Genomic DNA, 14,538 nt, shown 5'->3' on the forward strand with positions numbered 1-14,538 from the left:
TGGGTCTGGCCCCGGATCAAAGCAAAATTGCGCGGCATTATACCCGCGCGAGTGAAAAATACCCAGCCCGCTATCACGGGGGCCCGGGGTCGGCCTCACCGGGCCGTCATCACCCGGTTGCGCCCCGCCAGCTTGGCCTGGTACATGGCCTCGTCGGCCCGGCGTACCAGCTCGCCCAGGTTGTCATCCTCGGGTTTGTACTGGGCACAGCCGATGCTGATGCGGATGGGGTGATCCGCAGGCACCCCCTCAATCTCGAGACGGGCGACGGCGAGGCGGATCCGCTCCGCCACCTCGACGGCCTCGCCCAGGAGGGTATCCGGCAGCAGCACCAGAAACTCCTCGCCGCCGTTGCGCCCCACCCTGTCGAGGCTGCGCAACTGCTCCTCGATGCACTGGGCCACGGCGGTGAGCACCCTGTCCCCCACGTGGTGGCCCAGCTGGTCGTTCACCTTCTTGAAGTGATCCACATCCAGCAGCAGCACGCACAGGGGGTTGCCCTCCTCCCGCGCCTGGATGAACCATTTGCGCCCCTTGGCCTGGATCTGGCGCCGGTTGTGGATGCCGGTCAGTTCGTCCGTCATGGCGAGACGCTGCATCTTGCGGGTGCGCCCGCGCTGGTGCACCACCAGGGTGCCCATCACCACCAGCAGCAGGGCCACCACCAGGTATTGCCAGTAGCGCCGCTCCTGCAACTGCTTGAGTTTCTCCGCCTGCAACTGCTGCTGGGACCTGAGGGTCTGGTTTTCCAGCTCCTTGCGGGCGAGATCGAACTCGAAACGCATCTGCAAGGAGCGCTGTTCCCGCAATCTGAGCTCGAGGGCCTGGCGGGTCTCGACATAGGTCTTGAGGCTGGTTAGGGCCAAATGGATATGCCCCTGACGCTCCAGCACCCGGGCCCGCGTCTCATGCACCCGGGCGAGGAAGCGCAGGTTCTGCTCCCGGGTAAAGATGGGCTCGGCCTCGTCCAGGTGCCGCAGCGCCTCGCCGGGTTGGTTCAGGGCCTCGAGGACCTCGGCCATGACGAGGTGCCAGTGGCCCAGGGTGACGCTGTCCGCCCCCTCCGCCTGATGAAGGGAGGCTGCCGCCTGATCGAGCTTGATCATGGCCTGGTCCGGCTTGCCCTGTTTCTGCAGGATGGTGGCCAGCTCGATCCGGCTCCAGGCCAGGACTCCTTCCTGCTTTGACCCCAGATAGTAACGCTCCGCTTCGGCCATCAGGGGCTGCGCCTTGTCGTACTCTTCGGTGTCGATGTAGAGGAGCCCCTGCTGGCTGTGAATGTCCACCAGGTACTCCTCGACCCCGAGCTGCCGGTAGTCGTGCTCCAGCTCCTTGAAATAGCTCTCGGCCCGCTCATAGAGCCCCATCCTGCGATAGGCATTGGCAATATTGGCGAGCACCTCGCGCCCCTTGGCCTCCAGCCCGAGCGCCTCGTAGCGCTGGTGGGCATCGATGAGATCCATCAGCCCCTCCGCCAGCTCCCCCTGGTAGGAGTACATCTCCCCCCGCAGGCTCAGGATGTCGGCACGCTGACGCTCATCCCCCAGCCGGCGAGCCAGGGTCAGGGCGGCGTCGTAATCCTCCCCGGCCCCGGCCATGTTGCCGAGCAGTTGCCGGTGATACCCGCGGCAGGCGAGCAACCCCACCTCGGTGACCCTGTCCTTGCGGGCACGGGCCTGCGCCAGCCCCTGCTCGGCAAACGCCACCGCGCGGCGAAACTCCTCGTCCCGTTCACTCGGCTGGGCCCAGCACTGCAGCCGGGCAAGGCGGCCCTGCACCTCGAGCGGATAGTGTGCCTGTTCGGCAGTCAGGGCGGCGACGCGCTCGCGAAACACCTGCACCGGCATCGTCGACTCTTCCAGTCGCTGCAACGCCAGTTGCAACTCGTACCCAGCCAGTGGCGTCGCCTGGGCCAGGGCAACCCCCAGCAACAGACCACCTCCCATCAGGATCTTCATGCGGACATTTTCTCCTCTTCACTGGCCGGACGCCGCGCTCACCGCTGTCATCATATCCCCACAGACTCTGGGCGCACAGCCGCCAGAGGGTGAGAAAACTCCTCATGTTGGACGAGAGCCTCCCCTATCCCCTTCTTTACAGAAGGAGAGAGTGCATCGACTATATATGCTTTCGAACAGGGGAAGGGATGAGGAATGACCTACGAGGAGCTGAGGGAGGCTTACGACAGGTTGTTGCTGGAGAACGATCGTCTCAAACGCATCGCGGATGACGCGCGGGAGAAGCTGGACGCAGCCATGGACGGCACCGGCCTGTGCATCTGGCAGAACCATGTGCCCACCGGCAAACTCATCATCTTCAACCGGCGCTGGGGCTCCATGCTCGGTTACCAGCCCAAGGAGCTGTCCGCCCACTTCGACGTCTGGCGCGCCCACCTGCACCCGGAGGACAGGGAGCAGGTGCTGCAGGCCTTCTTCGATCATCTGGAGGGCAAGAGCCCGTTTTATCAGGCGATGCACCGCATGATCGCCAAGGATGGCAAGACCACCTGGGTGCTGGACCGGGGCCGGGTGGTGGAGCGGGATGATCAGGGCAACCCCGTCCGGGTGATGGGCACCCACATCGACATCACCCACGAGAAGGAGTACGAGCAGCAGCTCGCCCAGCTTGCCCACCGGGATCCCCTCACCGGCCTGTTCAACCGCACCGCACTGCACCGCCACTTTCCCGGGGAGTACCAGGCCATCTGTTTCATCGATCTCGATGACTTCAAGCTGGTGAACGACAACCTGGGCCACCGGGCAGGTGACGAACTGCTGGTCTCCCTTGCCCAGCGCCTTCGCCACTGCTGCGGCGAGGAGGTACGGCTGGGGCGCATCGGCGGGGACGAGTTCGTGCTGCTGCTGCCCTGGGCGTGCGACGATCCCCGCACCAGCCACCTCGCCCGCCAGTGCATCGATGCCATCGCCACCCCCTTCGAGCTGCCCAACGGGGACGCCTCGGTGGGGCTGAGCATGGGAATTGCGGCCATCCGGCCCCAGGATGATTTCGGCGCGGCGCTGGCCCGGGCGGATCAGGCCATGTACAGGGTCAAGCGCAGCGGCAAGCGGGGTTTTTATATTGCCCAGCCAAGCGGTCAGCCGCTGCTGGATCAGGAGCAGGTCAACGAACGGGGCCTCTACCACAGGCCCACTCTCTGAGCCTGAGTGCCCTCAATGGCGCTGCCAGCGCCGCAGCAGGCGTCCACGCAGGCCGCAATCGAGCAGCCAGCTGTTGTCGAACACCCGCAAAATGGCCGCCTTGGCGTGGCGGGACATGGCGACCGCATGGAAGCGTGTCTGCTGCGCCCGTCGCCGGTTCATCCGCTCGAGCAGGGCGTGGGGCAGGTTCTGGGCGATGAAGTCGGAGATCACCAGCACATCGGCCTTGGCAAAGGCAGGTTGTTCGAGCTGGGTCAGGGCCTGCTCCAGGCAGGGCACCAGATCGGTCCCCCCGTGAAAACTCATGGAGAGAAAGCGCTCCGCCTTCTCAAGCCCGGTGTCGGCGGTGATCTCCAGGGTCGCCACCTCGGTGGAGAAGAGCATCAGATAGCAGCCCCGCTTCTCCTCCATCGCCCCCTTGAGCAGGGCGAGAAACAGCGCCTTGGCACACTCCTCCGGATAGCCCCCCATGGAACCTGACGTATCGACGCAGACGATGAAGGGGCCCCGCGGCTGCACCTCCTGCCCTCCCTGCTCGGGGGAGCGCAGCATCAGACGCTGGCGCGGCAGGGTGCCCCGCGACTGGTAGCTCAGCAGGCGCCGCTCCAGATAACGGCGATAGAACTCCAGCTCCAGCTCCGGCAGCGCCAGCATCACCGCCTCGCTCGGCAGGAGGCGCATCAGATCGCTGGCCGGGTGCACCCCCACCAGATCGTCGGGCACATCGTCACTTTGCACCTCCTCCAGCTCGTGCACAGGCACCGGCGGCAGCGTCCTGTCCTCGCTGCGCCGCTCCCGCTCGCTGCGTCCAAGCAGGGCGGCGATCTCCGCGAGCAGAGGCTCCTGCTGCAACATGCGGGCGTACTGCTTCACCAGCGCCAGGCTGCGCTTGTGCCAGCTCCCCTGGGCCAGATCCCAGAGCCCACCGGCGGAGATCTGGTGCGGATCCAGGGCATCGGCCAGGGTGCGGTTGGCCAGCAGTTGATCCTCTATCTCCTGGCGCTGCTTCTCCCGCTCCGCCTCCGCTATCTGCTGCTGCAACTGCAACAGGCTGCCCACCAGGCTGGCGCGCCACTTCTCGATGAAGAGCTGGCGCAGCCCCTCGGTGGGCTGGGCCACTATCTGGCGCACCAGGCTGCGGGCATCCCCCGCGAAGGGGCTGTGCTGCTCCAGGGCTTCCAGCAGGGCGGGCAGTCGCCCCACCAGCTCCGGCAGGGGCAGTTGCCGGTGGGCCTGATAGAGCAGGTATTCCCGCTCGAGGGCCACCGGCACCGGCTTGTGGCGCATCTCCTCCCCAAGCTGTTCGCTCCAGGTCTGGATGCGCTTTCTGAGCAGCTTCCCCTGCAGGGGCGAGCGCTTGAGGAACTCGGAGATCTTGGGGGTGGAGGCAAGCAGCAGCGCCATCTCCCCCGCCAGCTCCCCCTCCCCCATGAGCAGCCCCAGGTCCATCATGCCGATCTCTAGCATGGGCCACCCCGGGCGTTGAGATGTGATGGAATATCATGCTGACTAAACATGTTTTTCATTCTGTTTATTTCACCAATCCCACGTCAGGCGCGACGTCACCCCTGTGCATCGAGAAGAGGCAGACGATCCCGCCACTGCTGCAGCTCGGCCCCCAGCCGCTCCAGGTCCCGGCTCAGCACGAAGAAGCTGTCCTCCACCTGACGCAACCAGTTGTCCCCCACGAACAGGTGAGGCTGGTGACGGTCGAACAGGTTGCGCTGGCCCTTGAGGTTTTGCAGCACCCGGTTCACCTGGCCCGTCAGGTCGTCCAGGGCCGACAGCCAGGGGGCCATCACCACCTCGGGGATGGGGGTGCGCTCCACCAGCATCAGGGGCACGGGCTGGCGCTGGATATCCAGCACGTGCAGCCGCAACTGCTCGTCCAGCACCAGCTCGTAGTGCCCCTCCTTGGGGTTGCCGAGAGGCCAGCCCACCAGCGCCTCCCCGGTGGGGTGCCAGTGAGAGAGCAAGGTGCGATCGAAGGTGAGGGTGCCGGTGAGGCGCTCGGGATCGCTGCCATCCAGGGGCGCCGGAGTGAGCAGCTGGAAATGCACCAGCTTGCCGAACGCCCTGGCGTTGGCCAGCGGCAGTTCGGTGCCTCGGGCGCGGCGGCCGAACCACTGCTTGCGCTTGACCGCCTTGCAGCCGATGCGCAGGGCGACCGCCCCCTGCAACTGCTTGAACTGCTCGCGCAGGGAGAGCAGCTCCCGGGTCAGCGCCAGTTGCTGGTAGCCGTAGAGGCGGGAAAATTCGCCGATCATCTCCAGCAGCGCGGTGCGGGAAGCCTCGTCGTGCCAGAGGCAATCCTTGAACAGCAGCAGATCCAGGGGCGCCACCTCGTCGCGGCCATTGAAGAAGGCGCTCGCCTTGATGAGCCGCACCGCCTTCTTCCAGCGCCGATCCGAGACATAGCAGCCGTGCCCGAGCTGACTGTCGAGCTGCTGGCGCAGCTGGTAGATGAGTTCGAAACAGGCGTCCGGCAGGCGCACCTGCTCGATGGCATCCTGCCAGGCGTCGTACTCTTCCCCCCGAATCTGCACCGAGGGGGTCAGGTTCTGATGGGACTGGCCATCGCTCGCCAGCATGGCCTGGAAGTTGGATTTCTCCTGCACCCTGTCCATCCAGACCCGCACCAGCATGCGGTCGTAGAGCGCCTCCAGCCCGCTGTCCGGGGCCGGCAGCTCGTTCGAGGCGGTGACCAGCAGCCGCATGGGAATGGGGTGCTGGCTGTCGCCGTTGCGAAACTGGCGCTCGTTGATGGCGGTGAGCAAGGTGTTGAGGATGGCAGGGCCCGCCTTCCAGATCTCGTCGAGGAAGACCACCTCGGCCTCCGGCAGGTAGCCGCTGGTCAACCGCAGGTACTTGCCATCCTCCTTGAGCGCCTGGATGGAGAGGGGGCCGAACACCTCCTCCGGCGTACTGAAACGGGTCATCAGGTATTCGAAATGGCGGGCATCCTGAAACGCCAGCTTGAGGCGCCGCGCGATCAGGCTCTTGGCGATGCCCGGGGGGCCCAGCAGAAAGACGCTCTCGCCACTCAGGGCCGCCAGCAGGCCGAGCCGCAGGGCATCCTGGCGCTCATACAGTCCCTCGCCAAGGGCGGAAAGGAGCCGTGGCAGGCGCTCATGAATGGGGGTGGCACGAACAGTATTCTGGGCTAAAGGCGGCATAGGCACAGTTCCGAAGCTGATAGGTCATCCGTGGTGACGGGGTCCGGCCTCTGGCCCCGCCCCACTCTCATTGTCTGTCATCTCTGCCCCCGGGGAGGCGCTCGTTTGCCATCGCCACAGGGCGAAAAGCGCACGTCCGGGGTGCAGCAAATCCCGCGAGAGTGTACTCTGCGCATCATTATTTACCCCAACGCAGATCAAGAGTGAGCCTTCGCCATGCAAGATCCCCTGCTGGACCCGCTGCGCCAGCGCATCCTGGCCCGCATGGGCATCCCCCTCTGGCAACAAAGAGGCCGACTCCTGGCGGGAGGCACCAGCCTCGACGGCGCCGCGCAGCCGGCAAACACGCCCGCCGACGAGGTGCTGGCCCCGCAGGAGACTGCCCCTCTGCCGACCGGCAAGCTCTGGCTGCTGGCAGAGACGCTGCCCGCGCCCTCCCTGCTCGGGGACATCTGCCGCTGGCTCGGCCTTGGCACGGACGAGGTCTCCCTGCTGTCCGAGATACCTTCCCTGCCCGCGGGGGCCACTTCGCCCCTGCTCTGGCTGACGGCGCCGGACCCTCGCTGGCCCGATGCACTGGTCTGCCCGCTCAAGCCCGATGGGGCGCACAAGCGCGCCCTCTGGCAGCAGTGCCGGCAGCGCCACACCCCTTGATGCTCACGACCATGGCACGGCCATGGTGTCCATCGCAAGCCTGAATCCCGTCCGGAGTGACCATGTCTGACCTCTTGCCCCACTTTCGCCCCCTGCTCGAATCGGACTTCGAAGCCATCTACCCCATCGAGCAGGCCGCCCACCAGGAGCCCTGGAGCCAGGCCAACCTGCTCTCCTGCTTCGGGCCGCGCTATCTCAACGGCCTGATGCTGGTGGACGGACGACCGGCCGGTTTCTACATCTCGGATCTGGTGGCGGGAGACAGCTCCCTGATGAATCTCTGCGTGCACCCCGATTTTCAGGGCAAGGGGCTGGGGCGAGCGCTGCTCAGGGAGTACCTGGCCCGCAGCAAGGCCGGCAAGGCCGAGGCCTGGTTCCTGGAGGTCAGGGCCGGCAACCGCACCGCCATCAACCTCTACGAGAGCGAGGGGTTTGCCGAGTATTGCCGCCGCGCCGACTACTATGGCACCGGGCAGGAGAGGGAGGATGCCGTGCTGATGTCCCGTCTGTTCGACTTCGGCTGACAACCCGCAGCAGACCGCCGTCAGCGGGCGCCCCCCTCTGACCTCCCTGACTCCCCCGCTTCGCTTCCCCCCTCAAGGCAGGGGCGCATTGTCGATGGAGGGGTCTTCCAGGCTCAGGGTCACCCTCAGCACGGCCTCGAAGGCGGCTCCCGAGAGGGGCATGAAGAAGCCGCGACCATAGGTGACGCCGGGCATCCAGATCTGTTCGATATCCACCGCGATCTTGATGGGGCGAAGCGGCTCACCCGGTCGCTGGACATAGATGCCAGGGGCCGTCGCAACCTGGGGGAAGCGGCGCAGAATGTGCTCGCTGCCATCCCCCGCATCCGGGTTGAGTCGCACCTTCACCAGCCCCGCCAGGGCGGATTGCATCTCGGGGGCACGCCACAGCCTGGTATTCAGCGCCTTGCAGCGTCGGCACTTGGCGCGCTCGATCACGTAGAGCAAGGGGTATCCTTCCCTCAGCGCCAGCCGCTGCGCCTGCTCATAGCCCTCGGCGCCGCTCAGCCAGGGATTCTCCTGCTCCCCCGCGCCCCCCAGCAGATACCAGAGGGCGCCTGCCCCCGCCAACAGCAGCAACACGCCGGTGAACAGGCTCTTGATCCCGATATTCATGGTGCAACTCCCTGAATGAATCCGATCCCTGCCCCCTATCATGCCTCACTCTCATCTGGTTGACGACTTTGTGATCCAGGACAAATGGCGCACACTTGTAAGCTGTAATGTTAGAGTTTAAACTCCAGCCCCGATTTTGGTGCCCCTGCGGGCGCACAACTGTTACTTGAGGATGCGTGAGATGTCGCAGTTTCATCTGGTTAGAGTGATGCGTGAGCGTATTGCCCGCCTTGGCAACAAGGCCGCCCTGCGCGTCCAGCAGGATGGCCAGTGGCGCGCCATCGGCTGGCGAACCCTGGGTCAGGCCATGGATTATTGCGCCCAGGGCCTGATCCGGGCGGGCCACCAGTCCGGCGAGATGGTCGGCATCTATGCCCGCAACATGCCCGAGTGGACCCAGGCCGACCTCGGCATCCTGGCCGCCCGCGGCGTCAGCGTGCCCATCTACCCCACCAGCACCCTCGATCAGCTGCGCTACATCGTCAGGGATGCCGGCATCAGGATGCTGTTCGTGGGGGAGCAGCCCCAGTTCGATCAGGCGCTGCACCTCATCGACAGCGGCGAGATAAGCCACATCGTCGCCCTGGACGGCACCGTCGATCTGCGCGGCTGCGCCTCGGCCAGCCACTTCCAGACCTTCCTCGTCTCCGGCAACCACCAACCCAGCGAGCTGGTGCTGCGCGAGCGCGAGCGCCACTACCGCATGGACGACCTGCTGACCCTCATCTACACCTCGGGCACCACGGGCGAACCCAAGGGGGTCATGCTCGATTTCGCCAACATGGCCGCCTGCTTCGAGATGCATGACGCTCGCCTCGACCTCAGCGAGCAGGATGTCTCCCTCTGCATGCTGCCGCTGAGTCATGTGTTCGAGCGTGCCTGGAGCTACTACGTGCTCTATTGCGGCGCCGAGAACGTCTACATTCGCGACCCGCAGAAGGTGATGGATGTCATCGGCGAGGTGAAGCCCACCGTGATGTGCGCCGTGCCCCGCCTCTACGAGAAGGCCTACGCCATGATCCAGGCCAAGGTCGCCCAGGCGCCGCGCCTGCGCCGCGCCCTGTTCGGCTGGGCCACCCGGGTGGGCAAGCAGATGGTCGCCACCCGTCAGGCGGGCAAGTCCGCCTCTCCCCTGCTCTATGGCCAGCTCTGGCTTGCCGAGCGCCTGGTGTTTCGCAAGCTGCGCGCCCGTTTCGGCGGTCGCACCCGCTTCCTGCCGGTGGCGGGCGCCCGTCTCGCGGACGAGGTGAATCTCTTCTTCCAGGCCATGGGGCTCAACCTCAAGTACGGCTACGGCATGACCGAGACCACCGCCACCGTCTGCTGCTATGAAGACACCCAGTTCAGGCTGGGCTCCATCGGCACGGCGCTAAACGGCATCGAGGTGAAACTCGGCGAGAACAATGAACTGCTGGTGCGCGCCCCCACCGTGATGCGTGGCTACTACAACAAGCCGGAGGCCACCGCCGAGGTGATGACCGAGGATGGCTTCCTGCGCACCGGCGATGCAGGCGAGCTGGATGACGAGGGCAACATCTACTTCACCGAGCGCTTGAAGGAGCTGATGAAGACCTCCAACGGCAAGTACGTGGCGCCGCAACTGGTCGAGGGGACCCTCGGCAAGGATCGCTTCATCGAGCAGATTGCCATCGTCGCCGATGCCCGCCACTTCGTGTCGGCGCTCATCGTGCCCTGCTTCGAGTCCCTGGAGGAGTACGCCCGCTCCATCAACCTGCAGTACCAGTGCAAGACCGAGCTGCTGCGCCACTCCCGAGTGATGGAGTTCTTCGAGGCCCGCATTCAGGATCTGCAAAAGGAGCTGGCCAAGTTCGAGCAGGTGAAGAAGTTCACCCTGCTGCCGAGCGCCTTCTCCATGGAGCTCGGGGAGATCACCCCCACCATGAAGCTGCGCCGCAAGATCATCGAGGCCAAGTACCAGCGCGAGATAGAAGCCATGTACAGCCATGTTTAAGAAATTGTATTGCTTGACATGCACCAGATAAATAATGGCCACCCTGAGGTGGCCTTTATTTATCTTACAAAGACCATTAGTTGGCTACTACCATATGAGACATCTTGCTGCTGTGGCCAATTTGTTCTAATCCATAAGTCTGGATAATTAGCAGTCCAAACACCTTTTTTATACCGATAGAAGTTACCTTGATAATCCAAACTACCAGGATGGCCGACTACGGTATAGTCTAAGTTTTCGAGTGAACACCCCTCTTTTTCAGCATGGACTAAAACCTTTTTACTTAAATTCTCATTCAATGGTGAGCATAATTTTGGATTACTCGCTTGTGATATATTCATAACCCCCCATATCTCTGTGTCGGGTTGTAAAAATAGTATCTCCGTTGATTCATCCTTCAATTGCCCCCATGCACCTGGATTCAGATACTGGTTGCTATTTAACTCAGTCAATTGTTCAACAGGAACATGAGTCTCTTTATTATACCTAACTGCAACTAATCTCCAGCCCCCACCATCAATATCTACATTACAGTATAAACCGTGATACCAGCCGGTTTCTGTTGCCAAACGGCAATCAGGTCTTTCTTCATCACCCCACTCGATGCGGAAGTCACCACCATTACCATTAATATCATACCAAGTACCTTGATACTGCCGGTCTGATATTACCTTGCCAAGATAATAAGTTTTGTTTTGATTTATGTCTTGCTTCAGTTGTATTATTTTTCTATTCTCAACGAAACTACCAGTTATACTATCGCCACTACTTCCGGGAGTGATGATGTCACCATTTACATTCACAATTACCGTTGTTGATGATGCAGTCTCCTTGTCTATATTTCCATCAACCCAAGCATCTTTTGTCATTCGGTAATCTTGTTCAATAGCGGAAACCCCTATCGGAACTAACAAAGCTAACATGAACAATTTCATACAACATATCTTCCATTTCATTGTGAAATGGGAAGTATATGTTATCAATGCACAAAAAAAAGACCCATATGGACACTTGATTTTGACAGGTAAAGCATTTTCAGAACTTAGGAAAAACTATTCTTGAATTACAAAAAACTGGATTTTATTACTAATGATTTCAATAATAATCCGTCAATATCATACCTTAAGTATTTTCAGATAACTCCTTGTAGCTCATTTCGTCACATAAAGTATCTATCGTGCCTTTCAATGTATAGTTCTAAATATAAATGTTGCTGATATCAATCTACTCGTCCACCATTACATACAGTTTAATCAGACCTCTCAGGGACTTTCATAACAACACCAGCTCAAAAGAATCCACTGACCTGCTCTGCTGGTGCGTTCTAGTCACAGTTATCTCAGTCCGCCATCGAGAGTATTATTTATATATAATTATACTTTAACACGCCAAACCCATTTACAAGCCCGTAATACAGTAAGCTATGGAAATATAGTAGCCAGCAAGTAACTGTACCCAATTTATTTATTACAGTTAACATTAGAACTATAAAATAAAGGATCTATCCGATAATAAGGATATGTCGCTGGGAATAGAAAAGCCGCTCATGGAGCGGCTTTTTGCTGGGCGTCTCTCCCTTATGGCAGCTTGACCAGGGGTTGCTCGCGCAGCTCGGTGGCCCGACCGCCCTGGATCTTCTCCACCTGGGCCAGGGCCTGCTTCACCTCGTCGGCATTTTGCAGCAGGCGATAGGTCAGATCGAAGGTCTTGGTCTCCCCCGGCTGGATCTTGGGGACCAGCCCGAGCGGGCGCTGGTACTTGGTGCTGTAGGCATAGCTGGTACCGGGTTCGATGCCGGTCACATAGCCCTGGGCCCGGGTGTCGGTGTTCTTCCACAGGGTCAGCACCGGCAGCTGTCGGGTGTTGTAGCCCACCGCCACTCCGGCGTTGCCGGCCCGGTTGTTCAGCACTGCCAGGGTATTGCCGTCGGCGTCGCTGTAGGGCACCAGGTTGAACACCATCTCGTCGAAGCCCTTGGTGGGCCCCAGATAGGTTTGCCAGCCCTTGAGTCCGGCCTTCGCGTAGTCATTGAACGGGGAGATCTGCTTCACCGGCGTGCTCACCCTGGCTCCCTCCTCCAGAATGGGGGCCCCGAAGTTGCCGTGATAGATGATCTGGTACTCGTTCTCGTAGTCCGCGTGGTTGGTCAGCTTGTCCTGCAGGGCAAACTCCGCCTGACCGGGCACCACGCTCAGCTGGGTCCAGGTGACCAATTCGCTCATCTTGAAGGTGCGTTCGTCCACCCGGCCCAGCACGTGGATGGCATAGGGCGGCTCGTCGTCCACGGTCACGCTGACCACGGAGGCGGGGATGTTCTGCACCCGACCATGCAGGCTCTTGAGGCGGCCGTCGTCATCCACCCCGGGATGCCCCGTCCACTCGTAGCCGCAGCGCACCAGCATCTCGTTGAAGCCGTCGAGCCAGCCGAGGCCGCCACGGCTCTCGAGATCGATGAAGGCGGGATTGACCACCTCCTTGACCGGTGAATCCCAGCCGAGGCGCAGATCCGCCGCCTTGACCTCCTTGATCCCCATGCCGCGGGTCGGCACCAGGGTGATTTTCATGACGCCGTTGTCGACGATGAGCAGATCCACCCCTTCCTGGCGGCCGCCGTGCAGGCGTTTCTTCTCGATGGTGAAGGGAACCGGGCTCTTGATGCCGAGCTTCTCGCTGGTGATCTTCCAGTCGCCCACATCCAGCCCTTGCTGGGAGTCGGTCAGCAGAAATTCGGCGGCGTGACCCGCGGTGGCGCCCAGGGCGAGCAGCACGGCAATGGAGAGTTTCTTCAACATGGATTTATCCTCGTGTCTCTTGTTTTTGTGAAAGCTGAATCGTTTCAGTTATCGAAAACTAGGCGCCTGACGCCCCGGACTCAAGAGACAAAAAGAGGAAATGTGAGCCGATTGACAATAAAAACGGCTTCAGCCCTGCTGAAATGAAGGCTGACTCACAGTTATGAAAGGAGGAAAAAACAGGCGGGCGCCGAGAGGGGCGCCCCCCTCACCCCGCCCGCACCACATCAGGCAAGGGCCAGCGTCACCGCGGCTTCGGCGTGGATGGCGGTGGTGTCATAGAGAGGCACGGCGGCCTGGCACGCCCCCACCAGCAGGGCGATTTCGGTGCAACCCAGGATCACCGCCTGGGCACCGGCCTGTGCCAGATCGGCGATGATGGCCAGATACTCGGCCTGAGACGACTCGCGAATATCGCCGAGGCAGAGCTCGTCATAGATGATGCGGTGCACCCGCTCCCGTGCAACGTCATCAGGCACCAGCACCTCCAGCCCGAAGCGCTCCTGGAGCCGCCCCTTGTAGAAATCCTGCTCCATGGTGAAGCGGGTGCCGAGCAAGCCTACCCGGGTCACCCCGTCGGCCTGGAGGCGATGGGCCGTGGCATCGGCGATGTGGAGCAGGGGAATGTCGATGGCGGCCTCGATCTCCGGCGCCACCTTGTGCATGGTGTTGGTCCCGATCAGCAGAAAATCGGCGCCACCGGCCTGGATGGCCCTGGCCTCGGCCGCCAGCAGACGGGCGGTGGCGGGCCAGTCACCGGCGTGCTGCAACCGCTCTATCCCGGCAAAATCCACGCTGCTCAGCAGCACCCGCGCCGAGTGCAGACCGCCGAGCCGCTCGCGTACCCCCCGGTTGAGGGCCTGGTAATAGCTGACGGTGGACTCCCAGCTCATGCCACCCAGCAGACCGATACATTTCATGGGATCTCCTTATGTAACCCGATGGTGCAAACCAATGCTGCAATCCCTCAGGGGGCGCGTTTGATCGCACCGCCCCGGCAATAAAAAAGGCCCCGAAGGGCCAACAAGACAGCCGGTAAAGGCTCAGGCCGAGGCCTAAACCCAGATCATCAGCACGCAGGCCGCCGTGGCGAGCCCCATGCCCAGATTGAAACGACGCCAGCCGGTGGCGGTGCGGATGAGGCGGCGCACCTGGGCACCGAACAGCACCCAGAAGGCACCAGTATAGAGGCCGGTCACGAAGAAAATGCCGAGCACCCAGCCCGCGGACGGCCAGTAAGCCTCCCCCGCCAGGGTGAAGCCGCTGATGGCGGAGAGCGCCATCATCCAGGCTTTGGGATTGAGCAGTTGCAGCATGGCCCCCTGATGGGCCGGGATGAGCGGCCGGTTCCCCTCCGCCGGGCCACTGGCGTTGGCCACCTTCCAGGCCAGCCAGAGCAGGTAGGCCGACCCCACCAGCTTGAGGCCGTCGTGCAGCAGGGGCAGACGCTCGAACACCACCCCAAGCCCCAGGGCCGTGGCCAGGATCATCAGGTTGATGCCCCCCACCACCCCCACCAGCAGAGGCACGGAGCGGCGAAACCCCTGGGCGGCCCCAGCACTGGTGAGCAGCATGTTGTTGGGGCCCGGCGTGCCACAGGTGATAAGGGCAAAGCCCGCCAGGGGGAGCAACCAGTTCAGATCCATC

Annotated in this window: 12 protein-coding genes; 4 read left to right on the forward strand and 8 right to left on the reverse strand. The window is 62.2% G+C overall.

The window, feature by feature from the left end; translation table 11 throughout:
• Positions 1–95 precede the first annotated feature (95 nt).
• Positions 96–1,958, reverse strand: a complete 1,863-nt coding sequence (locus AB5Y53_RS06185) for a diguanylate cyclase (protein WP_368181353.1) — start codon at positions 1,956–1,958, stop codon at positions 96–98.
• Positions 1,959–2,153: 195 nt separating this feature from the next.
• Here AB5Y53_RS06185 and AB5Y53_RS06190 point away from each other — a divergent pair, with 195 nt between their 5' ends.
• Positions 2,154–3,158, forward strand: coding sequence for a diguanylate cyclase (locus AB5Y53_RS06190; RefSeq protein WP_368181355.1), 1,005 nt, complete (start codon positions 2,154–2,156; stop codon positions 3,156–3,158).
• A gap of 12 nt (positions 3,159–3,170) precedes the next feature.
• On the opposite strand, the gene viaA is transcribed toward AB5Y53_RS06190, so the two are convergent.
• On the reverse strand, positions 3,171–4,625 hold the full coding sequence (gene viaA / locus AB5Y53_RS06195) for an ATPase RavA stimulator ViaA (RefSeq protein WP_041214545.1): 1,455 nt from the start codon (positions 4,623–4,625) through the stop codon (positions 3,171–3,173).
• 95 nt (positions 4,626–4,720) lie between these two features.
• A complete protein-coding gene (locus tag AB5Y53_RS06200; protein WP_319899835.1) occupies positions 4,721–6,334 on the reverse strand; it encodes an ATPase RavA domain-containing protein in 1,614 nt (537 codons plus the stop codon).
• Between the two features lie 216 nt (positions 6,335–6,550).
• Between AB5Y53_RS06200 and AB5Y53_RS06205 the strand changes: the two genes are divergently transcribed.
• Positions 6,551–6,988: a hypothetical protein gene (locus tag AB5Y53_RS06205; RefSeq protein ID WP_368181356.1), complete on the forward strand. Its 438-nt coding sequence runs from the start codon at positions 6,551–6,553 to the stop codon at positions 6,986–6,988.
• Positions 6,989–7,062: 74 nt separating this feature from the next.
• Complete coding sequence (gene rimI / locus AB5Y53_RS06210; protein WP_103255305.1) at positions 7,063–7,512, forward strand: ribosomal protein S18-alanine N-acetyltransferase; 450 nt, start codon at positions 7,063–7,065, stop codon at positions 7,510–7,512.
• Positions 7,513–7,584: 72 nt separating this feature from the next.
• On the opposite strand, the gene AB5Y53_RS06215 is transcribed toward rimI, so the two are convergent.
• On the reverse strand, positions 7,585–8,127 hold the full coding sequence (locus AB5Y53_RS06215) for a hypothetical protein (RefSeq protein WP_010672910.1): 543 nt from the start codon (positions 8,125–8,127) through the stop codon (positions 7,585–7,587).
• A gap of 181 nt (positions 8,128–8,308) precedes the next feature.
• Between AB5Y53_RS06215 and AB5Y53_RS06220 the strand changes: the two genes are divergently transcribed.
• On the forward strand, positions 8,309–10,099 hold the full coding sequence (locus AB5Y53_RS06220; RefSeq protein WP_368181357.1) for a long-chain fatty acid--CoA ligase: 1,791 nt from the start codon (positions 8,309–8,311) through the stop codon (positions 10,097–10,099).
• A gap of 59 nt (positions 10,100–10,158) precedes the next feature.
• Here the strand turns inward: AB5Y53_RS06220 and AB5Y53_RS06225 are convergent, their stop codons facing one another.
• From AB5Y53_RS06225 to AB5Y53_RS06240, 4 genes are all read right to left on the reverse strand, one after another.
• Positions 10,159–11,034, reverse strand: coding sequence for a hypothetical protein (locus AB5Y53_RS06225; protein WP_368181358.1), 876 nt, complete (start codon positions 11,032–11,034; stop codon positions 10,159–10,161).
• A gap of 642 nt (positions 11,035–11,676) precedes the next feature.
• Positions 11,677–12,891: an aldose 1-epimerase family protein gene (locus AB5Y53_RS06230; protein WP_010672908.1), complete on the reverse strand. Its 1,215-nt coding sequence runs from the start codon at positions 12,889–12,891 to the stop codon at positions 11,677–11,679.
• 227 nt (positions 12,892–13,118) lie between these two features.
• Positions 13,119–13,811: an aspartate/glutamate racemase family protein gene (locus tag AB5Y53_RS06235; RefSeq protein ID WP_039039403.1), complete on the reverse strand. Its 693-nt coding sequence runs from the start codon at positions 13,809–13,811 to the stop codon at positions 13,119–13,121.
• A 135-nt stretch (positions 13,812–13,946) separates the two neighbouring features.
• Positions 13,947–14,537 carry a LysE family translocator gene (locus AB5Y53_RS06240; protein ID WP_010672906.1) on the reverse strand — a complete coding sequence of 197 codons (591 nt, stop codon included), beginning with the start codon at positions 14,535–14,537 and terminating at the stop codon, positions 13,947–13,949.
• Position 14,538: the final 1 nt, after the last annotated feature.

Origin of the sequence: Aeromonas sp. R7-5, assembly GCF_040908015.1 — a bacterium.
GTDB lineage: Bacteria > Pseudomonadota > Gammaproteobacteria > Enterobacterales > Aeromonadaceae > Aeromonas > Aeromonas caviae.

What these genes read in the sequence shown, in the direction of transcription:
- AB5Y53_RS06205 (WP_368181356.1), top strand. Translation starts at nt 6,551, where the DNA reads ATGCAAGATCCCCTGCTGGACCCGCTGCGCCAGCGCATCCTGGCCCGC.
- AB5Y53_RS06235 (WP_039039403.1), bottom strand. Translation starts at nt 13,811, where the DNA reads ATGAAATGTATCGGTCTGCTGGGTGGCATGAGCTGGGAGTCCACCGTC.
- AB5Y53_RS06185 (WP_368181353.1), bottom strand. Translation starts at nt 1,958, where the DNA reads ATGAAGATCCTGATGGGAGGTGGTCTGTTGCTGGGGGTTGCCCTGGCC.
- AB5Y53_RS06220 (WP_368181357.1), top strand. Translation starts at nt 8,309, where the DNA reads ATGTCGCAGTTTCATCTGGTTAGAGTGATGCGTGAGCGTATTGCCCGC.
- AB5Y53_RS06240 (WP_010672906.1), bottom strand. Translation starts at nt 14,537, where the DNA reads ATGGATCTGAACTGGTTGCTCCCCCTGGCGGGCTTTGCCCTTATCACC.
- AB5Y53_RS06200 (WP_319899835.1), bottom strand. Translation starts at nt 6,334, where the DNA reads ATGCCGCCTTTAGCCCAGAATACTGTTCGTGCCACCCCCATTCATGAG.
- AB5Y53_RS06190 (WP_368181355.1), top strand. Translation starts at nt 2,154, where the DNA reads ATGACCTACGAGGAGCTGAGGGAGGCTTACGACAGGTTGTTGCTGGAG.
- AB5Y53_RS06225 (WP_368181358.1), bottom strand. Translation starts at nt 11,034, where the DNA reads ATGAAATTGTTCATGTTAGCTTTGTTAGTTCCGATAGGGGTTTCCGCT.
- AB5Y53_RS06215 (WP_010672910.1), bottom strand. Translation starts at nt 8,127, where the DNA reads ATGAATATCGGGATCAAGAGCCTGTTCACCGGCGTGTTGCTGCTGTTG.
- viaA (WP_041214545.1), bottom strand. Translation starts at nt 4,625, where the DNA reads ATGCTAGAGATCGGCATGATGGACCTGGGGCTGCTCATGGGGGAGGGG.
- AB5Y53_RS06230 (WP_010672908.1), bottom strand. Translation starts at nt 12,891, where the DNA reads ATGTTGAAGAAACTCTCCATTGCCGTGCTGCTCGCCCTGGGCGCCACC.